Annotated in this window: 24 protein-coding genes and 1 pseudogene; 18 read left to right on the top strand and 7 right to left on the bottom strand. The window is 35.9% G+C overall.

The features are described from left to right. Nucleotides 1-221 precede the first annotated feature (221 nt). The 8 genes and pseudogenes from F3G88_RS02990 (at nucleotide 222) to F3G88_RS02955 (ending at nucleotide 4,411) form a co-directional block, all read left to right on the top strand. Entirely contained in the window at nucleotides 222-917 is a 696-nt protein-coding gene (locus F3G88_RS02990) for a type II restriction endonuclease (protein ID WP_223228720.1), read from the top strand. 77 nt (nucleotides 918-994) lie between these two features. Further along, nucleotides 995-1,348, top strand: a complete 354-nt coding sequence (locus F3G88_RS02985) for a cupin domain-containing protein (RefSeq protein WP_009295467.1) — start codon at nucleotides 995-997, stop codon at nucleotides 1,346-1,348. A gap of 501 nt (nucleotides 1,349-1,849) precedes the next feature. Next, a pseudogene (locus F3G88_RS10450) lies at nucleotides 1,850-2,038 on the top strand (DUF3847 domain-containing protein); the annotation flags it as partial. A gap of 757 nt (nucleotides 2,039-2,795) precedes the next feature. Then, nucleotides 2,796-3,140: a hypothetical protein gene (locus tag F3G88_RS10445; RefSeq protein WP_009295465.1), complete on the top strand. Its 345-nt coding sequence runs from the start codon at nucleotides 2,796-2,798 to the stop codon at nucleotides 3,138-3,140. 201 nt (nucleotides 3,141-3,341) lie between these two features. After that, nucleotides 3,342-3,566, top strand: coding sequence for a hypothetical protein (locus tag F3G88_RS10840; RefSeq protein ID WP_009295464.1), 225 nt, complete (start codon nucleotides 3,342-3,344; stop codon nucleotides 3,564-3,566). Then, a complete protein-coding gene (locus tag F3G88_RS10835) occupies nucleotides 3,520-3,879 on the top strand; it encodes a P-loop NTPase family protein (RefSeq protein ID WP_009295463.1) in 360 nt (119 codons plus the stop codon). Before F3G88_RS10840 ends, F3G88_RS10835 begins: the two co-directional genes overlap by 47 nt. Further along, nucleotides 3,880-4,176 (top strand): ATP-binding protein, encoded by a 297-nt coding sequence (locus F3G88_RS10830; protein ID WP_107698022.1) that lies wholly within the window; start codon nucleotides 3,880-3,882, stop codon nucleotides 4,174-4,176. It begins immediately after the preceding gene. 61 nt (nucleotides 4,177-4,237) lie between these two features. Next, nucleotides 4,238-4,411, top strand: coding sequence for a transposon-encoded TnpW family protein (locus tag F3G88_RS02955; RefSeq protein ID WP_009295461.1), 174 nt, complete (start codon nucleotides 4,238-4,240; stop codon nucleotides 4,409-4,411). Between the two features lie 668 nt (nucleotides 4,412-5,079). Here the strand turns inward: F3G88_RS02955 and F3G88_RS02950 are convergent. The 5 genes from F3G88_RS02950 to F3G88_RS02930 all read right to left on the bottom strand — a co-directional run bounded on the left by F3G88_RS02950 (nucleotide 5,080) and on the right by F3G88_RS02930 (nucleotide 9,757). Next, nucleotides 5,080-6,675: a relaxase family protein gene (locus tag F3G88_RS02950; RefSeq protein WP_149715322.1), complete on the bottom strand. Its 1,596-nt coding sequence runs from the start codon at nucleotides 6,673-6,675 to the stop codon at nucleotides 5,080-5,082. Between the two features lie 47 nt (nucleotides 6,676-6,722). Beyond that, the gene (locus F3G88_RS02945; RefSeq protein WP_103571152.1) at nucleotides 6,723-7,052 is read right to left on the bottom strand and encodes a plasmid mobilization protein; all 330 of its coding nucleotides are present in this window, start codon (nucleotides 7,050-7,052) and stop codon (nucleotides 6,723-6,725) included. A 366-nt stretch (nucleotides 7,053-7,418) separates the two neighbouring features. Then, nucleotides 7,419-7,706: a type II toxin-antitoxin system RelE family toxin gene (locus F3G88_RS02940; protein WP_149715321.1), complete on the bottom strand. Its 288-nt coding sequence runs from the start codon at nucleotides 7,704-7,706 to the stop codon at nucleotides 7,419-7,421. Next, nucleotides 7,696-7,947 carry a type II toxin-antitoxin system Phd/YefM family antitoxin gene (locus tag F3G88_RS02935; RefSeq protein ID WP_021088296.1) on the bottom strand — a complete coding sequence of 84 codons (252 nt, stop codon included), beginning with the start codon at nucleotides 7,945-7,947 and terminating at the stop codon, nucleotides 7,696-7,698. The genes F3G88_RS02940 and F3G88_RS02935 overlap by 11 nt, the downstream gene beginning before the upstream one ends. An 82-nt stretch (nucleotides 7,948-8,029) precedes the next feature. Beyond that, on the bottom strand, nucleotides 8,030-9,757 hold the full coding sequence (locus F3G88_RS02930; RefSeq protein WP_223228719.1) for a site-specific integrase: 1,728 nt from the start codon (nucleotides 9,755-9,757) through the stop codon (nucleotides 8,030-8,032). Nucleotides 9,758-10,397: 640 nt separating this feature from the next. Here F3G88_RS02930 and F3G88_RS10425 point away from each other — a divergent pair. The 5 genes from F3G88_RS10425 (at nucleotide 10,398) to F3G88_RS02905 (ending at nucleotide 14,936) form a co-directional block, all read left to right on the top strand. Continuing rightward, nucleotides 10,398-10,619: a hypothetical protein gene (locus tag F3G88_RS10425; protein ID WP_223228718.1), complete on the top strand. Its 222-nt coding sequence runs from the start codon at nucleotides 10,398-10,400 to the stop codon at nucleotides 10,617-10,619. 536 nt (nucleotides 10,620-11,155) lie between these two features. Continuing rightward, a complete protein-coding gene (locus tag F3G88_RS02920; protein ID WP_103573147.1) occupies nucleotides 11,156-11,458 on the top strand; it encodes a hypothetical protein in 303 nt (100 codons plus the stop codon). Beyond that, complete coding sequence (locus F3G88_RS02915; protein ID WP_103573146.1) at nucleotides 11,436-11,981, top strand: hypothetical protein; 546 nt, start codon at nucleotides 11,436-11,438, stop codon at nucleotides 11,979-11,981. Before F3G88_RS02920 ends, F3G88_RS02915 begins: the two co-directional genes overlap by 23 nt. Nucleotides 11,982-12,133: 152 nt before the next feature. Beyond that, nucleotides 12,134-12,496, top strand: coding sequence for a plasmid mobilization relaxosome protein MobC (gene mobC / locus F3G88_RS02910; RefSeq protein WP_103573145.1), 363 nt, complete (start codon nucleotides 12,134-12,136; stop codon nucleotides 12,494-12,496). Beyond that, nucleotides 12,486-14,936 carry an aminotransferase gene (locus F3G88_RS02905; RefSeq protein ID WP_149715319.1) on the top strand — a complete coding sequence of 817 codons (2,451 nt, stop codon included), beginning with the start codon at nucleotides 12,486-12,488 and terminating at the stop codon, nucleotides 14,934-14,936. Before mobC ends, F3G88_RS02905 begins: the two co-directional genes overlap by 11 nt. Nucleotides 14,937-14,994: 58 nt before the next feature. Here the strand turns inward: F3G88_RS02905 and F3G88_RS02900 are convergent, their stop codons facing one another. Together F3G88_RS02900 and F3G88_RS02895 are read right to left on the bottom strand one after the other, a co-directional pair. Then, nucleotides 14,995-16,209 (bottom strand): ATP-binding protein, encoded by a 1,215-nt coding sequence (locus F3G88_RS02900; RefSeq protein WP_149715318.1) that lies wholly within the window; start codon nucleotides 16,207-16,209, stop codon nucleotides 14,995-14,997. A 304-nt stretch (nucleotides 16,210-16,513) separates the two neighbouring features. After that, on the bottom strand, nucleotides 16,514-16,753 hold the full coding sequence (locus tag F3G88_RS02895) for a restriction endonuclease (protein ID WP_103618891.1): 240 nt from the start codon (nucleotides 16,751-16,753) through the stop codon (nucleotides 16,514-16,516). 189 nt (nucleotides 16,754-16,942) lie between these two features. On the opposite strand from F3G88_RS02895, the gene F3G88_RS02890 reads away from it, so the two are divergent. From F3G88_RS02890 to larB, 5 genes are all read left to right on the top strand, one after another. After that, the gene (locus F3G88_RS02890; protein WP_103618890.1) at nucleotides 16,943-17,479 is read left to right on the top strand and encodes a DUF1722 domain-containing protein; all 537 of its coding nucleotides are present in this window, start codon (nucleotides 16,943-16,945) and stop codon (nucleotides 17,477-17,479) included. A 156-nt stretch (nucleotides 17,480-17,635) separates the two neighbouring features. Next, nucleotides 17,636-18,130, top strand: a complete 495-nt coding sequence (locus F3G88_RS02885; RefSeq protein ID WP_223228717.1) for a lactate racemase domain-containing protein — start codon at nucleotides 17,636-17,638, stop codon at nucleotides 18,128-18,130. A gap of 2 nt (nucleotides 18,131-18,132) precedes the next feature. Continuing rightward, nucleotides 18,133-19,551 carry a nickel pincer cofactor biosynthesis protein LarC gene (gene larC, locus F3G88_RS02880; RefSeq protein WP_149715317.1) on the top strand — a complete coding sequence of 473 codons (1,419 nt, stop codon included), beginning with the start codon at nucleotides 18,133-18,135 and terminating at the stop codon, nucleotides 19,549-19,551. Beyond that, the gene (gene larE, locus F3G88_RS02875) at nucleotides 19,523-20,302 is read left to right on the top strand and encodes an ATP-dependent sacrificial sulfur transferase LarE (protein ID WP_103574091.1); all 780 of its coding nucleotides are present in this window, start codon (nucleotides 19,523-19,525) and stop codon (nucleotides 20,300-20,302) included. Before larC ends, larE begins: the two co-directional genes overlap by 29 nt. Next, complete coding sequence (gene larB / locus F3G88_RS02870) at nucleotides 20,289-21,035, top strand: nickel pincer cofactor biosynthesis protein LarB (RefSeq protein ID WP_103574090.1); 747 nt, start codon at nucleotides 20,289-20,291, stop codon at nucleotides 21,033-21,035. The genes larE and larB overlap by 14 nt, the downstream gene beginning before the upstream one ends. The last annotated feature ends 4 nt before the right edge of the window (nucleotides 21,036-21,039 follow it).

Below are 21,039 nucleotides of genomic sequence, written 5' to 3'. Positions count from 1 at the left end.
TGGCAAATATTTCTCTTGATGAATATAAAAACTTAGTTAAAGAAAAAAGGAAAGAAGGCTTTAAATAGCCTTATGACTTAGTTTATGATAATTTTATTACATTAGGATACGACAAAGTCCCTAAAGAATTCTTTTTAAGTAATGCAAGTGAAGTTGTTGAAAAACTTAGAAATAGCTGTTGGAGTGAATTTCAGCCATTAGAAAAAGACTTTACTTCAAAAATGCTAAAAGAGTTAGTTGATGATGAGTATATCAAAACTCTTACACCAATAGAGGCAATTACTTGGTTTGTGGAAGAATTTCCGGAACATATATATGCTTTGACTTTGTCAAATACTCAAAGTAGGAGGAGTAGAGCAGGTAAAGAATTTGAAAGTATTATAGAACTCATTTTGATTGGTGCAGGGATTCCACTTGACAGTCAAGGTAATATAGGTAAACAAGAGTTTGTCAATAAAGGTCTTGGTAAATTGGTAGATTTAGTTTCTCCGGGTGTTTTAGAATACATTGTAAATAAGAGAAATACTGTCTTAATTAGTGCAAAAACCACATTAAGAGAAAGATGGCAAGAAGTACCTGAAGAAATGGGAAGAACAGGTGCAAGAGAAATGTTTTTAGCAACTCTTGATACTTCTATTAGCTCTGATGTATTGAACACTCTATATGAGGCTAATATACAAGTTACAACAACAAAAAATATAAAAGAAACATATTATTCCGATAATGAAAGGGTATTAACCTTTGAAAAGTTGGTTGAAATATGTTTAGACAATGTTTCTCATTGGAAAAATTTCAACTACACAGTAGAACAAAATGAGCAAATGATAGAGCTTATCACTAAGCAAATTGAAAAACACCAAAATCATAAATTTGTAGAAGAATATTATGATGAGAGATTAAAAAACATAAAGAAGTAGACAAATTAGAATTTGTCGGTATATCATTAAATCGCATTTTTTCGATTAAACTATGGAATACAAAGGAGCAAATAATCATGAGCGAACAGAGAATCTATTGCATGGACCTTGTAAAAAAAGAGGATCCGGAAAAGGCTGTCAGAACACCGTTTTATCAGACAGAATCTACAGGCGGATCGGTCTGGGTTATCAAACCCGGTCAGACATTGCAAAAGCACTATCACCACAATTCCGACGATATATGGATCGTCCTTCAGGGAGAGGGAATATTCTACCCCCAGCCTAATGAAGAGGTTCCATTCAAGAAAGGCCATGTCATAGTATCGAAGAAAGACTCCTGCCACGGAGCAAAAAATACTGGAGATGAGGATATCATCTTTGTAAGTATAGTAGCACCTGTCCCTTCCGACTATGATCCTATAAACGAGTGACAGGAAAATAAAATTCCCGTTTGACAAAGGATTGTGATTATACTTGAGAAAGAAAAATGTTTATATAACATTGGGATACATAGCTGTATATCTGGTGATATATTGGTGAGAGCAACTTGATTGGTTGGCTATTTACTAATATTTCAACTGGTGAGCATAGTTATTTATATGGTTGGTTGCTCAGTAGTAATCTGTTTTGGTATGCACTTGCGATTTCTGCGCTTCCTTCTCTTTGGGGTAAGTTTAAGTTTTCGGCTGTTACTACGGCGGGATTTATTGTAGGTATTGTAGCAGGCATAATCGTTGAGAAATACAAGAAGTAAGTCAAATTTCAGTTTGTCGAGCTGAATAATACAGATTCAAGACGATAGAAAGTAAAACATCTATCGTCTTTTCTTATGAAAAAAACTTGAAAGGAGATGAAATTTATGGACAATAAAAACAGAATTAGAAAAAGTAAAAGAAAAGATTGAAAGCAAGTAAGAAGAAAAAAAATATGAAAAGAAACTATCTCAGCTTAAAAATCAGGAAAAGAAAATCAGAAAGCAAACGAGCCTTGAAGAAAGAAAAAAGCGAAACCATAGATTGATAGAGCGAGGAGCAATCTTAGAAAGTTTAATTGAGGGAGCAAGCGAGAAAAGTAATGAAGAAATAAAGGCTATTTTGCAAAGAGCATTTCAAAAAGACTAAGAAACGCAAGGACATAGTATAATTGTAATTCCCTTAGATTTTCTAAGGGCGCAATTATACACCCTTTAGGTGTCCTTGCGACCTGCGGTGCTTTTACCCTTGCGGGGAGCAAAGAAAAAAGCCGAAGCATTTTTCCGTATTAAAGGCAAAAGACAACTGAATATAATTCATTCGCTTTTTTATCATCAAGGGTAAAGCACATTCACTATCGCTCACCCTTGACAATAAAAATTTGAAACAGATAGCTTACATTAAGCCGACATACTGAAACAACAAAAGTCGGCTTTTTCTATTGTACCGTTTCAAAACGCTCATTCAGTTTATAGAAAAGCAAAAGTATTTTTAAGACCGACATCTAAAACAACAAAAGAAAAATAAGAAGATGACAAATGCCACATTCCCAAAATGGGAGTGTACCTAAATCAAAGACAGTACTAATCAAAGGGGGTAGTGAAACACGACTTCCTTAAAAGATAAAAGGAGTAACGATTTGTTGCTACATTTTCATAACAAAAGATAGGAGAGAAAAATGGCAGATAAAAGGATGTTTTCAATAAAGATAGTGGATAGCGACTTATTTTTGGATATGCCATTAAGTAGCCAATGCCTGTATTTTCATCTATCTATGAGGGCAGATGATGATGACTTAAAAATTCTAATTACAAAAGGTTTTGTAATTGTCTTTTAAAGAGGGGTTATAGTCATTACCTATTGGAAGATAAATAACTACATCAGAAATGACAGACGAAAAGAAACGATGTATCTTGAAGAAAAGCAAAGTATAACGCAAACGGAAAATGGAGCATATATCAAGGTTGAAAATCTTGGTATACCAAATGACAACCAAGTGTCAACCGTTTGTCCGCATAGTATAGTTAAGGGTAGATTAGATAAGAGGAGAATAGAACAGGTTGCCCCAGTGTCCCTTTATGGAGAGTATCAAAATATTCATTTAACCGATGAAAAATACCAAAATCTAAAAGATAGGCTGAAAGGTCATACAGATACAATGACTGAAAAGCTATTAAGATATATCAAAAGTAAAGGCACAGACTACAAAGACCACTATGTAACAATCCTTAATTGGTATGAATTGGTATGAACAGGATAAAGAAAAGCTATCACAGAAAAATAATCAAAATAAAAGCCATAGAACCTATTCAACCAACTATGAAGACAGCGACAGCCTATAAAAGGTGTTTTTAAGGGTTTAATCATAAAAGAGGTGTCAGACTATGGTTAAGATAAAAATAAGCCTTAAAAACGCATTATAGAGCCTGATGTAGAAAAGGAGACTAAAATTATGAATGATAAAGAAAATATGATTACTACAAAAATTCAAGGGACAGATTTTATCTACAACAAAGATACTCACTATGAAGAAGACGGACATATCTATTGCAAGATTTGTAATGAAAGAATAGACGGTAAGGTAATTCCGATGTTGGATAAGCCTATGATTATCAGAACGGCTTGTAAATGTGATAGAGATAGAGCTGAACAAGAAAAAACTGTTAAAACAAGATAGGTTGAGACAAAGCTGCTTTATATCCAAAAATCAAATAGCCTACACCTTTAAAAATGCCGATGAAGATACAGATAAGGAAATCATCAAAAAAGCAAAGAACTATGTAAAACATTTTGAAGAAATGAGAAAAGATAATGTTGGACTGTTACTTTACGGAAATGTAGGAAGTGGCAAGACCTATGTAGCTTGTGCTATTGCCAACGCTATAATTACAGAATATAGCCATACAGTAAAAATGAGGAACTTTGCACAGATATTAAACGACTTACAAAAAGGCGGCTTTAATCTTGATAGAAACGAATATATCGAATAGATAACAAGCCCTACCCTACTAATTCTTGATGATTTTGGAATAGAGAGAAATACAGAATATGCCTTAGAGCAAATTTACAATGTAATCAATGCAAGATACCTAAAGGCAAGACCAACCATTATAACTACTAACCTTAATTTCAAAGATATAGAAAAAGAACAGGAAGATATAATGCTTGGCAGGATTTATTCAAGGATAATCGAGATGTGTTTACCTCTTAGGATAACGGGACTTGATAGAAGAAAAATACAGAGCAAAGAAAAGCTGAAGAAAGCACAAAACTTAATAGATGAATGAGAGCGATTGGAAAAGTAAAAAATTCTAATCGCTTTTTAATTGCAAGAAAAGGAATGATGATATGCAAAAAAATAATACAGAAACAAAAACAATAAAGAAGATTGGAAAAACTACCTATGAAGTTGTTGTACATTTTAATAAAAATACTACTGAAACAATGCAAGACAAATTGAAACGCATAATGCTTAGAGAAATTGAGAGTGAAAAACATCAAAAAAATGATAAAAATGATTAGAAAGTCCTTGACAAGTTGTTACAGGTTTGGCTCGCTAATCTTTTCTTTGGTCTTTTGGTTAAAAATATCACTAAAATTTGCAGACCTGCCTTGTTTGTGCTGTTGCTTAGTGTATGAATTTATATTGGTGCTTAAGATGCTAATATCATTCGTGGTTTGCCTCCTAGCTTCTTGCTTTTTAAGTTTTAATTAAAGTAACCATAAAATAATTGACTATCCAAATTTATCAGTCAAAATAAACAAGTGACAAATATGCCAATCACAAAAATTACAAAAATTTACTTTTACTAAGTCATTCTTTGGTGGGACTGATTTAATTCCAGTATGCGCCAAAATTCAATTCAGATATTAGGGCGAGCATACTCTATGTAGCTACAAAATGTTACCATTTGCATCTCCATAGAGGCTCGCAAGGATAGCTTGCCGCTCCCTTGACCCACGCTTAAAAAATATTTTCTTTATTAAAGTGGCCATGCAAGATAGGCTTTTTTTAATAAAAGCTTAAGTTGATTAAAGGCAGCCATAAGAACAAAAATAATTAGACTAAATTATTTTTTATGATCTACAAAATATATTTTAGTATATTTTTAAAATGGCAACGTAACAAATAATGTTTGGAAGTAATAAATGAGATGGTTTGTCTAATAAACTTAATATAGTCGCTAAATTTAAAACATATCTTCTAGGCTTTGAGTTTTTTCCTTGCACACATCACTCACATGGTGATGTATGCTGGCTTTTTGGGTGTATTCACGCTCCTCTATAAATTCTCTACATATTCTTGTAGCATCTTGTACTCTATCTGTAAGTTCTCGTGTTCTTCTCTCAAATTTTGGAATTTTTCTTCTAAATTTTCTAATTTTTCTTCCAAGCAAGATATTGAACTCTCGTACATATCTCTTTGTTGCTGCAAAGATTCCGTTAAGGCGTCGTTGCAATCTTTGTTCAAGCTCTTGACTTTCTTTGTTAGCGCTGTCACATTTGTCCGTAATATCACAAGCTCCTTCTCGCAGTCTTGTTGCAAATTCATTATTTCTAATTCGTGCTTGCTCCTTTCGTCTTCGATCATCTTGGTCAAGCGCTCGTTCTCTTCTAGCAATGCTTTCTCTAATGCTGTCATCCTCTACTCCATTTTCATTAATATAAATTTCCTGCGCTCGTTCTCTGTTATCTCTTCGTCTTTTGGAATTGATATGTAATATTCCCTCTGGGTCTTGTCTGCAGCAGGTTGGCTGTATCTCCATTGTTTTGGTATCGTCCAAGCTACTTCTTCCTTTAATATCATTGCGTGCACTACCCAGCCAATTGCTATTCCCAAAATTAGTGCGGTAGCAACTGATAGCGAGATTATCACCGATCTGTCCTTGTGATGCAAGGATATTGTTTTTTGAAGTTCTTTCGACATATCTTTCTTGATTAAATCTATCTCTTTTAACAATAAGCTCCTCAAGTTTTCGCCTATTTTCTCTACACTCTGTTTGTGTATTTCTATCATGGAATTCTCTAATTCTTCTGCTTGAGCTTTGGCTGAGTTCTCCAAGTCTTTGAGCACTGGTGAAGTCTGCATCGTATATTCCTCCTTTTAGACGATTTTTTGTTTTTTTAGTAGGCAGTATGATCGTTATGCCTTTTTTGTTGATCCTGGTTATTTCGATACCATTTTGTTTAAGAAGTTCAATCATGTGATCTCTATTTTTAATATAGCCTTGCTTAACCAGATCGCACAGCTTTTGATCTAGCTCTTCTAAATTTTTATAATGATTGACGTTTTTCTTGCTAGATAATATAGTTTGTTCTTTTGCTGGATCATCTGGGCTTGATAGTCCATACTCATCGTTAATGATCTTTTTAATTAGATCTATTCTCGTTTGATCATATTTAGCAAAATAAGGATTAAATGACCTGTCTGTTTCAAGATCTATCTTAGGGATAAGGAAATTTAACTCAAGCCGTCCATCCTTGTCTGAATGTTCTACCCATAATACATTTGTACGTTCAAGCATATATTCACCCAAAAGAGCATGTTCAAAATCCTTAATAATTTTTAGTTTTTGCTCTTCAGTTAAAAAGTCATGCCTCTCTTCAAATGATAAAACACCAAAACAGGTCTTTTGTTTATAGGTGATGCCTTTTATAATGGCTCTAGTTAAATTTTCATCACCTTTTATAACTCTTGCTGTTCCAGCAGCCTTTCTCTCATTTAAAAGATAATTTATGCTCCCAAGGCCACCACCAGTATAAGTACGAAGAAATTTAACTAGCATCACTAGTGCCTTTATTTGTATTGATACAAGGCGAATCAAGAAACATATTATTTACCCAATGCTTCATAAATTTTATGTAAGATCTTATTATCGTCTGCTATGATCTTGATACCAACTCTATCTAGGCTTTGCCCACTATTTAATTTGGCGGCTATTTGGTTCATGTTTTGTCCTTGTCTAGATAGCTCAATTAGAAGTTCCCTTATAATTGGTGCATAAATCTGCTTAGACAACATAGCTCTTAGGGCAAATTTTGAGAAAGTTAGGCCACTTTCTTGTAATTTATTATTAATCACCAACCATTCTGCATTACTTAGCCTGAGTCTTTTAGTTATGACTTTGGTTACCTTGCGTTTTTTTATCTTTTCAGAACTCACGTAAATTTACTCCCAATCTAAGAAGAAGCCACTCAAAAAATCCTATGCCATAAAAATTTTTGTCAGACTTGCTCTTTAAATATCTTTTAAGGTTATTTTATAAAATTTCACAGCCTAAAACAAGGAATTCGGTAGGCTTCAGGCCGCTAAAATGCGTGTTTTTTAAAAATACTATGAAATATATAATATAATTTTTGTAGCTTCTGGATTTTCTCTTAAAAATTTAGTCTAGTATGAAATTAAGAAAATAAAATAATAAAAATATAGGGGTTATGCTCATCATAAAAGAGCACTTTAGATAGGACAAGCTAATAACATAAAATTAGTTACTAGCAAATCATAGATGACTAAAGTCTAGCTTTATGCTTAGTTAAATTTATCTTTTAGTATCTCGTATACTTCGTTGTTCTCTCTTTTGCCAACAACTAGCACCAATACTACGATCTCGTCATCTTTTACTTGATATGCCAAGCGGTAGCCGACATCTCTTAGCTTGATCTTATAGACATCTTCATAGCCTCGTAGCTTGTCCTTGGCAACCTTTGGGTTTTCTAGACGCTCACTTAGCTTCTTTTTAAACTGCACTTTTATGCTATTGTCTAGCTTTTGCCACTCTTTTAAAGCACTTGGCAAGAACTCTAACTCATAACTCATCTAGACTTACTTTTACTGGTTTTTCACCACTTGCTAAAGCAGTATCTACTGCTTTACTTAGATGATACTCTTCTATTATCTCTGCCATTTTTTCATAGACAGCACTAGGTACTAGATAGGCACTAGGGACATTGTGGTTTAGTATAGCTACGACATTATCTCCAGCTTGTTTTAAAATTTGAGCTGGAGACTTTTTTAGCTCACTTATGCTAGCTGTAAAATTTGCTTGTATGGTTTGCATTTTTATCCTTTATTTAATACCTAAGATAATACTAAATAAGATATAAAGATAGTCTTAAAAATTTATGCTTTGAAATTTATCCCTACTCATTATCATACGACACTATCTCTACTTTAGTTTTTAGTGTATTAGCGTTAATAGGCTTAGCATAGGTGTTTAGCAAAATTTTATACTGCTTCTCATGCCCTACTATCTGAGCTATAAGGTTGGCTTCGACTTCACGTTGCACTAGATAGTCTATAAAGTAGTGCCTAAAAGAGTAAAAGGTCTTTTTAGAGTCTTTGTCTATAAACTTTCTTTGGATCTGGCTTCTAAAAATTTCAGAGAAGTCCTTATTGCTTACCTTAAATATATTTCCGCTTTTCTTGCTATTAACATATTCTAGCAGACCTAGATCTATGAGCTTACTATGAATAGGCACAAACCTAATGCTGTTTTTGGTCTTGGTGGTTTTACCATCATTTGTGTTTATGTTAAAGCAGTAAATCCCATCTTTTAAAGCTATATCTTCCTTATGAAGCTGTGTGATCTCTTTTATCCTCATGCCACTATAAGCAGCTATCATTGTGACGTAGTAGAGCTCACTAGCCTCTATCCTTGAACTTGGTGATTTACCACTTTGTTTGATACTAGTTACTATCTCAAAGATCTTTCTAGCTTCTGATGCTTCGTATGGAAGCACTGCCCTTTCGCTAGGGTCTATGTCTATCTTGACATTCATTTTTGCAGTTATGCTTTTACTTATATAGCCGCTATCAAAGCAGTAGTTAAAAAACTGAATAACCCTTATCATATATTTTTGGATAGTAGGCTCAGAGAGTTTATCGTCATTTTCTCCTAGCTTAAGTATCTGAGATAAACTTTTATCTTTATACCTGCTCTTTTGAGCTAGCTTAGTTGGAATTTTATAAAGAAGATCTCTAAATTCAAGCAAGTTATCTCTTGTGATCCTATAAACTGGCGTATCTTCGTTAAAGTATAAAAATAAGAGCTTTTTTACGCCAGTAACTAGTCTTTGCGTATCTGGCGACCACTTGTCAGCTCTTTTAGTGTTTGTCTCAAATATCTCGAATGCATCCTTTAAGCTCTTTTGATCTTCTAAATTTAAAGCTGAGAATTGATTGCTAGAGCCAGATGTCGCTTGCAGTACTTGCCTGATCTCATACTCTTTGGTTATTTTGGCGCTAGGATTAAAAATACTAAAGCTACTATCGTTATCTAATTTTATCTTGATATTTTTTGGTGGATTTGGATCCAATATAATATCTTCCATGCTTCTATGGTCATTCTTTGTTCTTACTAGCTTTAAATTTGAAGTTGAGCCATACTTTTGATCTAGTATGGCATAAACCGTCTCGCTAATCCTCTGAGCCATAGCCTTAAGCTGCCCATCAGTAATGGGCAAACAACCACTATCTTCAAGCTCTTTGATATTTTCTTGAAATGAAGCTATGTCCTTAGCGTCAAACGAACTAGTCGTGGCTTTAGTATCATTAGAGCCATCTTCAAGGAAAAAGTGCTCACGCTTGTCATCAAAGAGCACACTGCTCTTCTCAAGCTTTGATACAAGATAGTTAAGTGTTAGTATGTTTTTCTCTAAAAGAGTTTGCCCTATGTTCTCTTTATCCTTGCTGCCAAGAGCACCAGCAGTGTTAGTGATATTACTTATATCCTTAATTAAAATTTGAGGTAGATCGCCATCTATCAAACTTTGTTTAAAGTAGTCATTGAGCGCATTTAGAAATTCTACATCCATCTTCTTATTAAGAAGAGAGTGCTCTTTGATGCTCTTACTAAGCTTTACTTTCATAAACGAATTTACAAAAGATTGGATTATGTTATCACTAAGATTCATGTGAACTGCCCTTTTTATCAGGTAAAGATTATTATCTAGAATTTTAGCCCTTTTTCTGGCTTTTTCCAAGAGATTAGTGGATGTGGAGAAGCAAATTTCTCGCTTTTCGTTAAAAAATTTTCTGATGCTTGGAGCAAGTGTGACTCGGTAGTAATATATACCGTTTCGCTCCCTTAAGTGTTGTCCCATATTTAATAGCCAACCGGTCAAAAATGGAACAGTTTTATGTAACGACTAAGTAAAAAATCGTCTAAAGTGCGTATTTCAGGCTTTTGTGAGCTTATATAAAAAATCCTCATAAGCCGGAGGTCGGGAGTTCAAGTCTCCCCCGTGACACCATAAATACCTAAACTACGATGTTTCTACAATATTATATTGCAGTCACCTTTCATTAAATATAGCTTAATGTTTGTAGCAAAATAAAATTTTATGTAGCAAATTTTTAAGCTTGCAGTAATTTTAACACGTTTTTTGTAAAATTTTAAAAAACAAGTAAAATTTTTTAACGAATCATCTACTATGATATAATCTGTCACTCTACTGTGTTAAATTTTTATCATAACTTAAATAAAATGAGTATAGATGCGTAGTAAAAATGGCGTTTATAGCTATTGAATATGGGCTAAAAAATATTTTTGATGATTATGATTCATTCATATTTCCTAACAACAAAACACAAAATAGAGATAGACCACATAAGCATTACGAGATCCTGCGCGTGGTCAAATACTGGCTGCCATTTATCAAGATAAAAGAGCCTGAGTATCTAAGGGTGAAATTTGAGAAATTGCTTAGGGACTATCTAGAATGCAGTTGATAATTATGTAATATTTTTCGTTTATCTTTTTAAAGAAATACATGTTATTAATAAAACATTTTTATTTTTTACTTGAAAATAAGGTCATTCATGGTCTATAATTTTAAGATATTTGTTTCGATTTCTAATATAGATACTAGCATTAAGTAATTTATAAGTATTACTATGTTATAGAACTAGAAATACCCTGATATATCGTGCTTCTGAAATAAAAGTCAAAAATTATTTACCACTTTAAACAACCTAGCCACCAAAATATCTTATAATACACGCAAATTTAAAAAATTTTAACTTAAAGGAGGTTAAGATGACTAAAATCAATTAAGAGTAAGGATTTCTTTTAAGTGTTTGAAAAAGATAACCCTTACGATATTATTGGGACTTCTATTGTAATCGTTATCTACTTTCAAACTTCTTAAATAAAAAACCTTATAAGTAACTACCATATCAAAATAAAAGGCGCACTATAGGTATGCCCATTTGGTGAGATAGCTATTGCTGTCTTTGTAAAATTTAAAAAGCTATAGGAGAAAAATATGGCTACCAAAAGAACACTTTTAAAGGACTTAAAAGTCATTAGAAAAAACGAGAAAAAAGAGGAGGTTAAACAAGTATGTATTGAAGTCTTGTTTCCAGAAAAAGCAACACTCAAAGAGTGCAAGTTACTAATCGAAAAAAGTTTTAGCGTAAAGCTATCAAATAAGGAGTTTTCCAAATGGAGGAAAGAGTATGAGGCAACAAATGCCAATCAACCCTCTGATGCATGTCATATTCTCTTACCCAACGAAGACAAAAAAGAAAGTGAGGAGCTAAGCAATGGCACTAACAATCAAGAGTAGCGATACAGCAGTTGCGGCAAATGCCGTAATTGCTCTACAAGAACATATCGAAATGAGCAATAAGGCTAGTGAAAATATTGGAAATAATATTGAACTTTTTAATCAAGCCGCAGATATCTTTGATAAAAGCTTTAAAGAAAAAATAGAACTTATAGAGCAAGGAAGTGTTGAACTTACAAATACAACAAAAGAGATCCAAAATGACTTTAAAAAGACATTACAGAGTGCGGACAAAACTATATCGAAGATCAACTCATCTTTTACCTCTTTGATGAAAAAGATAGTATATGCATTAATTGCCTTTGTATTTATAGAAGCGATCTTCTTTTTTGGCTACTTGTTTTATGATAGTCATAAGACGAATGAAGCCAGATCTGTACTACAAAGCAGTCTAGATAAGGCACTTTATGATGTGTCTAATCTTAAAGGCTTTATCATCCATATCTACAACCAAGATAGCCAAAAAGCTAGCAAAGATTTTACTAAATGGCTAAACACAAATGGTGACAGCAATGTTTGGTAGTAAGCAAATTTTTCTAATAGCAAGACACATACAATGTATGACACTTCGTTTTCATACCTTGTATAATCTTGCTCTGCCGAGGGCTACAATGCGAGATATAAGAAGCGTTAAAACGCTTCATCTCGCTAACACATTTTATGAAAGGATATCATATGTCAAAAAATGTCAAGGATAAGGTGCTCTCCGCAAGGATCACTTATCAACAATACGATAAGCTATCTAAAATAGCTCTAGAGTTAGATATGTCAAGATCAGAAATCATTTCCTATCTTATAGATAATGGCACTGTAAATTCTGAATCCATAAAAAAGAAAGGGCTAGATGCATCAATCATTACATATTTTTCTAGACCTTTTAATAACATTAATCAAATAGCAAAGAAGCTAAATATAGCTTATAAGACTAGTGATAATATAGATTTAGAAGTGATACTGCAAACACAAGAAGAGTTGTACAAAGTTCAATCAGTCCTAACTGAAATTTTAAGCTTAATAAGGAGTAACTATGATAGTTAAGATCTCAAAGGGAGAAAAAGGCATAGCTGATTATCTAAAAACTGGCAAGAAAAGAGATTCAAAGCTAACTAGAGATGAAAAAGATGATAGATTGCCACTGGCTGGAAATTTAGATCTTATAGAGATATCTGAAAAGCACCAGAGAAAGAAAAAGAACAAGAAATATAACTACTATCATATATCCTTGTCATTTACTTCAGAGGAGTGGAGCAGACTATATGAAAGTGGCAATATAGATGAGTTTATAATGGACTTTTTGAAACTAACTTTCCCAAATCACGATATAGATGAGCTACTTTTTTATGCTGAAGCTCATCTGCCTATAATCAAAGAAGAGCCATATATTCCTCGTCCAGAAGGGGCACTAGAAAATAGAACATTAAATAAGAAACATAAAAATGGCGAACCGCTAAAAAGAGAGCCTCACATCCATCTAATAATCTCTTTTGAAAATATGAAATTTACTCATAGCGTAAAAACTGGTGGAGCCATATATGCAAAAGGTGCAGCCAAGCAACAAGTAAAAGCTGTTATGGCTAAATCAGCAGAGAAATTTAAAAGAGTAGTTAATGATATCTTATCTAACAAGTATGGATTAAATAATATAGAGCCTTTAGGTATGGATGAAGACCAACTAAATAAGCAATATGAAAGCTTTAAAAGTGCAGCACAAAAGGTTAAGAAAGGCAAAGAAAAAGATACGCAGATGAAGATAGAAACGGATGTAGTGATCGAGCCAAAAGCCAATACAAAAGAGCAAAATACAAGTGTTGAAGAGCTACTAGCTGATGCTAAAAATTCTACAGCTGATTATCTATTAAGAATGATAGAAGAAGACGAGAGTTTTAAAAAAAACTACTATGATAGGGCAAAGAGACTTAATGCAGTGGATATAAGAGAATTTTTGCCTATGATCAATGCAAAATTTAATATCACCGCAAAACCTGAAATGGTAAATGACAAATATAAAGTAAGAGTGGATGGGTTTAAAGGAACTTATAATCTAACTGATCTAATGTGCAAGATAGTCTATAATGGCAGAAAAGGAGCGTTATTTCACGTAGTTAATGAGCTGGAGCAAATGCTTATAGAGCTTCAAGTCAATAAAAATGAGCCAAAGATAACATTAAGTGTAAGTAGTGACTTTAGCACGCCAAATAAGAACCCAAAAACTCAAGTGTTAAATAGCTGGAAAACGATACAAATAGAGCCATACAATCTAAAATCAATACTTAAAAACTATTCAGCTATATCAGTGGCAAGTTTCAAAGATAAAAGTGAAGAAGCTAGCAGTATTGATGGCATAACTCCTACGCTTATATATGATATAGATAGCCCCAAATTTACTGCAAATGATGCTCAAAATTTACTACAAAGTAAAGGAATAAAAGGCTTCATATACCCAACGACCTATCAAGCGCCAGACACAAAAGTAGAGAAATTTAAACTCATCATACCCACAACAGATGCTCCAAGCTTAAATGAATATGATGAATACATAAAAGAGATAACAATAGAGCTTGGGTTATGTAACATAGTAAATAACTCCAGCCTATATCCTAGTAAATTTCACTACACTCCAGTGCCAGGATCTGAGGTTGTAAGCATTCGTGGAAAAACTTTGGATAATACAAGAGCCATTGAAGATGCTGGCTTAAAAACAGATATTAATAATATGGATATTAAAGCCATATATGAAGATTTACAAAATCAAAGAAAATATGAGCTTAGCCATGAACCAAAAGATACCAACTCACATATTAAAAGAGCAAGCTATCAGGCTATATCATCAAAGATTTCTATAAAAGAGTTAATAGAATACTTTGACGAGAGTACTGTGCTTAAAGAATATAAAAATCATCAAATACTTTCTGGCAATAGTGGCAGATATCTATACTTGCCAGAAGAAAACACAGCCTATTCTTTTAGCCAAAATAGACACTATACTCCATATATCTACATTAGAGATAAATTTTATGAAGCAGCTAGAAAGATAAAAACTGGGTTTTTTAATGATGATCTCATTCAAAAGCTAGGTATTACACAAAATGAATATGAAAGCTTCGTAAAAGGTATTGATGACCATCTAGATATAAATAGATACTATTTGGTATTTATCAATAGAATAGAAAACTTTAAAAAATATCTATCGGATATAGCTAAGATTAACTATAAAGGCTTAATTTATAATATAAAAACATATATGAAAGATTGGCAGGATATGCAAGGTTTTAATAAGCTAAAGGAGCGTTATAAAACAGATAAGATATATCTAACAGAGGATCATATATTATTTGGCTCACTAAAAATAACAAAGCAAGAGCTATACGATCAAGGACTTGATAAGAATTTTGGAGTAGAGCAATCAAAACAACCATCGAATATGATAGAGACTAAAGAACAGAGTGTAAAGTCAGGGTATGATGGTTTGGGAAGGTAGATTATCGTAAGCTGTTATAGAAGCCAAATTATTAGCATTGTATCTTCTTGGCCATCTCTCACCCCATAAATCCAAACGGCAATGCAAACATATCGTCATCTAGCTTTATAGCCGTATCTCCAGCATAAAAAACTATGCCCTTATCAAATTTACTTTGCAAATTCTCTTTTAGATGATGAATGTGCTTAAAGTCATCCTTACTGATAGTTTTTGAGGACTTGACCTCTATGGCTATGAGTTTGCCTGATATCTCAAGGATAAAGTCTATCTCTTTTTGATCGCTCGTTCTATAATAATATATATTTGCTCTTTTTTTGCTACTTGTATTTGCCTTTAGTAGCTCATCAAATACAAATGTCTCATATATAGCACCTTTATATGAAGAATTTGCAAGCTCTTGTGCTGAAGAAATTTGTAGTAAGTGTGCCAGCACCCCTGTGTCGGTAGCAAAAATTTTAGGTGTTTTTATGAGCCTTTTTAGAGCGTTATTAAAATACGGTTGCAGCTTTTGGATCTGATATGTATGTTCAAGCACGCTAAAATAGCTATCAAATGTCTTATTGTCAAGCCAAGACTCTAGACATAGCTCGTTTTTATTAAAGATATTGCCACTTCTTAGCATACACAAGCGGTACATCGTGATAAATTTATCCATATTTCTTATGTTGCCTATCTCTTTGGCGTCTGATTCTATATATGTTCTTATGTACGAGCTAAACCATAGGTATTTTGATTTCTCTGAGCCTATCTTTGTGATCTCCGGGTAGCCGCCATTTATGATCTTTTCAGATAAGCCGTCGTTGTCATACTTCTTTAGCGCAAGATGGCTTATATCGCCACTTAAAATATCTATCAAATTTTCATCACTATGGCTTAACTCTTTTTGAGAAAGCGGATAGAGTTCCACTATGCCTATCCTACCAGCAAGTGAGTCTGATATATCTTTAAAGCCTTCTAAATTTGCAGAGCCAGTTAGTATAAACTGCCCGTTTGTTCTATCTTTATCTACAAATTCTTTTATTGCTAAAAGCAGTATGGGCACTCTTTGTATCTCATCTATTACTATGGGCTTATCGCAATGCTCTATAAAGCCTTTTGGATCGTTTCTCGCTGCTTCATATATATTTATATCGTCAAGTGTTATGTAGTTTGGTATATCTAAATTTAAAGCAAGGGTTGATTTGCCAACTTGTCTAGCTCCGCTTATCAAAAGCACAGGAAAGCTTTTCATATACTCTTTTATTTCGTCGCTTATGGCTCGTTTGATGTACATAGTATTTTATCCTTAAATATTTAGGAGTATAATACTACAATTTATATAAATTTACAAGGATGGGTTGGTTAAGATAATTGTATATTTAAATTTAATTCGAACTAAAACTGGCAAGATTAAGTCAGTCACTGTGATTTTCTATCATACTGAGTATTTTATTTGTAGAGTTTTAAGCAATATCACCTCAGATTTCCATATTGACAAATGGCAGTCAAATTTTCCCTCAAAAGGAGTAGCACAATAACCATTTTTGGAATATTGCACAAGATCTTTTATACTGCAACCTAACTTCCCAATAAATTTTTTACCTCATAACTTTATCCAGTAGCGATTTATAGCTATCCACAACGTCATAGACCACGCTATCATTACTAATAGCCTTAAAATGCTCCTTTGCACAGTGAATTTTGGACTCTTCTATTTGGCGAAGTTGCATAGAGTTCATAGACCCTTTAGTCTCCGCAACAAAATAAATGTGCTTGATATCACCATCATAAAATGCAATCGCCCTAAAAAGACAAGCCTCTCCAGATACATCAGTCATATATATAGACGAATTTAAAGGAAATATAGAAAAAGAGAAATATCAGCTAGCGATGTATGATAAAAACCGTAAACTAGTAGATATATTAAGAAATAGACATTCACAAACAATAAAAAATATAATAAACGAATTTTAAATACAACCACAAGTAGTTGTAATGGATATGTTTAAGCCATTTAGAAGCGTAAAATAAATAGTAATATAGTTCAGGCCCAAATAGTAGCAGATAAATATCATGTAATAAGACAAGGGATATGGGCATTAAGAGATTTAAGAGTAGAATTATTTAACAAAGACAATGAAAAGTATAAGAAGTTAAAAAAATATTGGAAAATACTAAGTAAAAGCCCAATAAGTCAGTTTAGTCAAAGACAAAAAGAAATATTAAAAGAGATATTAAAAGTAGATAAGACATTGAAAAAGATGTATAGAATAATAAAAGAATTTTACAAGATGTTTGAGAGCAAGACAGTAAAGACAATGAGAAGGAGAATAGAGCAATTAATTGAAAAATTGAGAGTATTTAATATAAAGCAAAGTATAAAACTAGCAGATACAATAACAAGTTGGAAAAAAGAGATAATAAATATAGTAGAATATAAAATAAACAATGGGTTTGTAGAAGGAAATAACAACAAAATAAAAGTAATAAAAAGAGTATCTTATGGACTAAGAAACTATGAAAGATTTAGAAAATTGATATATTTACGTCTTTGCAATAGATAGAGGTGTTTTTACACCCCTACTATTGACAAAGAACCATAATAAATTTTATCCGCTCTATAAATTTAAAAATTGAATACCCTTTTTAAATACATTTAAAAGAAAAATTTATATATAATCCTAAGATAAAAAATTAATAATTATACTTAAGGAGCAAACGTGCAAATTCCTATTCGCTACGGCAAAGATGATATCATCGACCTAAGCGTTCCGGAAAAAAAATTACTGGGAGTTTTTAACCCCAACCCCGTGGCTAAATTCGACGAAACGGCACTCATCGCAAAGGCTCTGGCAAATCCGATAAATCAAAAAAGCTTCGATGAGTTTATCGCGGGCGATGAAAAGATCGTCGTCATCGTAAACGACGGCACGAGACCTACGCCGACAGCAAAAGTTTTAAAGCAAATTTACCCGAAAATCCGCGATAAAAATAAAATTTTCATCATCGCCACCGGCTGCCACAGAGAGGGCACGCTCGATGAGTACGAGATGATCTTCGGCAAAGAGATTTACGCGGAGCTTAACGTCAAAGGCGAAGTTCACGATCACGACTCCAAACACGACGAGATGGTCTTTTTAGGCGAGAGCAAAAAGGGTGCGGACGCAAAAATAGCCATCTTGCCGTTTGGTTCTATGACTGTGCCTAAGGTTTAAGTATGGCTAAAATTTTATACTATGATGCTAGCTGCGGTATTAGCGGCGATATGAATTTAGGCGCGCTGGTTGAGCTTGGCGCGGATTTTAGCTATCTTTGCGCCCAGCTTGCTAAGCTAAATTTAGCTAGCGAATTTTACCTACGCAAGCGCAAAGTGCTAAAATGCGGTATCTCCGCAACCAAAATAGACGTCGTTTGCGCGGCAAATCGGGGTCAGCTTCCGCTTGGCCTCTTAGGCGCTAAATTTAGCCCGCGTCAAAATTTAAACGGCAAAATTCACGGCGCCGAATTTAGAGCGGATAAGCCCGCCCAAAACCACCCGCGTCCGCGAAATTTCACGCAAATTTTAGAGCTTATCGAGAGCTCTAGCCTAAGCGCTTTCGTAAAAAAAACGGCAAGCGAAATTTTTAGCGTTATCGCGCGAGCCGAGGCTAAAATCCACGGCACTAGCGTAGAGCAAGTACATTTTCACGAAGTTGGCGCCGCAGACAGCATCGCGGACGTAGTGGGCGCGGCTATCTGCTTGGAGGCTTTGGGCGCGCCGCAAATTTTTGCTTCGCCTATCGAGCTTGGCGGCGGTTTTGCGCATTGCGCTCACGGCAGGCTAGCCGTACCGGCGCCTGCTGTTTGCGAAATTTTAAAAGGCGCGCAAGTAAGCCTAGGGCGGGCAAATTTCGAGACGACTACGCCCACGGGAGCGGCGATTTTAAAGGCCTGCGCGCTAAATTTAAGGGAGCAAGACCGCCGCGAGCCGCCGCAAAATTTTAAAATTTTAAGCACGGGCTACGGCGCGGGCGACAAAGAGGCCGCGGATTTTGCCAACGCGCTTCGCGTGATACTTTGCGAAACGAGCGAGGATTTAGGCTTGAAAGATGAGCCAAATTTGAGCGTGCAGATCGGCTATGGCGAGCTTTGCGAGCGGATTTTAATCTCCACTAATATCGACGACATGGACGCCGAGAGCTTTGCCTTTGCGTGCGATATTTTGCGAGATAGCGGCGCGCTGGACGTATTTAGCAGGTCTATTTTTATGAAAAAGGGGCGCGCGGGCTTTGAGCTAAACGTGCTGTGCCGCAAGCAGGACGCCGCGCGGATAAAGGGGCTAATTTTCGCGCATACGACGGCGATCGGAGTTAGAGAGTGCGCCGTGAGGAAAACGGAGCTTGCGCGCGAGTTTTGCGAGGTAGAGACTAAATACGGCAAAATAAGGCTTAAAATTTCGCGCGGCCGAGTTTGCGGTTTTAACGCCGAACAAAATTCGGCGGATGAAAATTTAGCCCGAAATTACCCCGAAATTTTAAAAATCAAGCCCGAATTCGAGGACTGCAAAAAAGCCGCGCAGAGATTTCAAACGACGATCCGCGAGGTTAGAAACGAGACTTTAAAAAAATATGACGAAACTAGAAATTCTAAAAAATGATATAAAAAAACTGGAAAATTTAGCCGTAGCGTTTAGCGGCGGCGTGGATAGCTCGCTACTGTTGCGCGTTGCCGCCGATACGCTAGGCCGGCGCGCGGTAGCTATCACGCTAAAATCGCCCTATATGTCGGGGCGCGAGATAAAAGAGGCGGTAGAATTTACCCGTACTTACGGCATCAGGCACGAAATTTTAGAGCTAGAAGCGCCCGAAGCGGTAAAAAATAATCCGCAAGATCGCTGCTACGTCTGCAAAAAGGCGGTTTTTACGCGGCTAATCGAGCTGGCAAGGCATCTAGGCTTTACAAACGTCGCCGACGGTACGAACTTAGACGACCTTGGCGAATACCGCCCGGGGCTTAAAGCAAAAGACGAGCTTGGCGTGCTTTCGCCGCTTAAAGGCCTCAAAAAATCAGAGATTAGAGAGCTTAGCCGCGAGCTTGGACTGCCGACCGCGGACAAACCCAGCTACGCGTGCCTTCTGACGCGCCTGCCGCACGATAGGGAGTTTTCCGCGGAGGAAATTTCGCTCGTGGAGCGAGCCGAAAATCTGCTAATCTCGCACGGATTTTTAAACATTCGCGCGCGATTTGACGGCAAAGCCTTTAAGCTGCAAATGGGTGCGAGCGAGACTAGGCGCTTTTGCGCGGGAGATTTTAGCGCCGTCGTACGCGAGATCGCCGCGCTTGGCGAGTATGATATTTTGCTTGATTTAAAGGGGCTTCGCGGGGAGATTTTAAATGACGAAAGATGAGGCTTTAAATTTCATCCGCGCCGTAAAATCGGGCGAAAAAAGCGAGCGCGAAGCGATAGAGTTTTTACGGGATTTTCCTTTTAGCGACGCGGGCTGCGCCAAAATCGACACCCAGCGCGCATTGCGAAACGGCGCGGGCGAGGTGATCTACGGCGCGGGCAAGACGGATGATGAAATTTTGCGTATCGCAGAGGCGATCGGCGCGAGAGGGCAAAATATCCTAATCACGCGCACGAACGAGCGGGTTTTTGAGCGGCTGCGCGAAATCTTACCGCAGGCGGAGTTTAACGCTCGCGGCCGCATCATCAGCGTCAAATTTAAAGAGCCTGCGCTCACGCAAAGCTACATCGCGATAGTATCTGCCGGCACCGCAGACGGCGCGGTCGTGGAGGAGGCGTACGAGACGGCGCTATTTTTAGGCAACGACGCGCGCAAATTTAGCGACGCGGGCGTGGCCGGGCTGCATAGGCTGATCGCAAATTTAGAGCAAATACGCGGCGCAAAGGTCGTGATCGCGGTGGCGGGCATGGAAGGCGCGCTAGCTAGCGTGCTGGCAGGTCTTGTTAGCGTGCCGGTGATCGCGGTACCCACCAGCGTGGGATACGGAGCGAGTTTCGGCGGGCTGGCGGCTCTGCTAGCGATGCTAAACAGCTGCGCAAACGGCGTCAGCGTCGTAAATATCGACAACGGTTTCGGCGCCGCGTATAACGCGAGCCTGATAAATCATCTCTAAATTT

Origin of the sequence: Campylobacter concisus, assembly GCF_902460675.1 — a bacterium.
GTDB classification, from domain to species: domain Bacteria; phylum Campylobacterota; class Campylobacteria; order Campylobacterales; family Campylobacteraceae; genus Campylobacter_A; species Campylobacter_A concisus_AJ.
The sequence above is the reverse complement of the archived record's forward strand: the minus strand, read 5'-3'. Positions and strand labels throughout refer to the sequence as shown.

Coding starts and splice junctions, on each gene's coding strand:
- F3G88_RS02990 (WP_223228720.1), top strand. CDS start 222: ATGCTAAAAGAGTTAGTTGATGATGAGTATATCAAAACTCTTACACCA.
- F3G88_RS02920 (WP_103573147.1), top strand. CDS start 11,156: ATGGCTACCAAAAGAACACTTTTAAAGGACTTAAAAGTCATTAGAAAA.
- F3G88_RS02940 (WP_149715321.1), bottom strand. CDS start 7,706: ATGAGTTATGAGTTAGAGTTCTTGCCAAGTGCTTTAAAAGAGTGGCAA.
- F3G88_RS02935 (WP_021088296.1), bottom strand. CDS start 7,947: ATGCAAACCATACAAGCAAATTTTACAGCTAGCATAAGTGAGCTAAAA.
- F3G88_RS02900 (WP_149715318.1), bottom strand. CDS start 16,209: ATGTACATCAAACGAGCCATAAGCGACGAAATAAAAGAGTATATGAAA.
- larB (WP_103574090.1), top strand. CDS start 20,289: ATGACGAAAGATGAGGCTTTAAATTTCATCCGCGCCGTAAAATCGGGC.
- F3G88_RS02895 (WP_103618891.1), bottom strand. CDS start 16,753: ATGACTGATGTATCTGGAGAGGCTTGTCTTTTTAGGGCGATTGCATTT.
- larE (WP_103574091.1), top strand. CDS start 19,523: ATGACGAAACTAGAAATTCTAAAAAATGATATAAAAAAACTGGAAAAT.
- F3G88_RS02950 (WP_149715322.1), bottom strand. CDS start 6,675: ATGCTAGTTAAATTTCTTCGTACTTATACTGGTGGTGGCCTTGGGAGC.
- F3G88_RS02905 (WP_149715319.1), top strand. CDS start 12,486: ATGATAGTTAAGATCTCAAAGGGAGAAAAAGGCATAGCTGATTATCTA.
- F3G88_RS10840 (WP_009295464.1), top strand. CDS start 3,342: ATGAATGATAAAGAAAATATGATTACTACAAAAATTCAAGGGACAGAT.
- F3G88_RS02930 (WP_223228719.1), bottom strand. CDS start 9,757: ATGAAAGTAAAGCTTAGTAAGAGCATCAAAGAGCACTCTCTTCTTAAT.
- F3G88_RS10445 (WP_009295465.1), top strand. CDS start 2,796: ATGTATCTTGAAGAAAAGCAAAGTATAACGCAAACGGAAAATGGAGCA.
- F3G88_RS02985 (WP_009295467.1), top strand. CDS start 995: ATGAGCGAACAGAGAATCTATTGCATGGACCTTGTAAAAAAAGAGGAT.
- larC (WP_149715317.1), top strand. CDS start 18,133: ATGGCTAAAATTTTATACTATGATGCTAGCTGCGGTATTAGCGGCGAT.
- F3G88_RS02915 (WP_103573146.1), top strand. CDS start 11,436: ATGGCACTAACAATCAAGAGTAGCGATACAGCAGTTGCGGCAAATGCC.
- F3G88_RS02955 (WP_009295461.1), top strand. CDS start 4,238: ATGCAAAAAAATAATACAGAAACAAAAACAATAAAGAAGATTGGAAAA.
- F3G88_RS10425 (WP_223228718.1), top strand. CDS start 10,398: ATGGCGTTTATAGCTATTGAATATGGGCTAAAAAATATTTTTGATGAT.
- mobC (WP_103573145.1), top strand. CDS start 12,134: ATGTCAAAAAATGTCAAGGATAAGGTGCTCTCCGCAAGGATCACTTAT.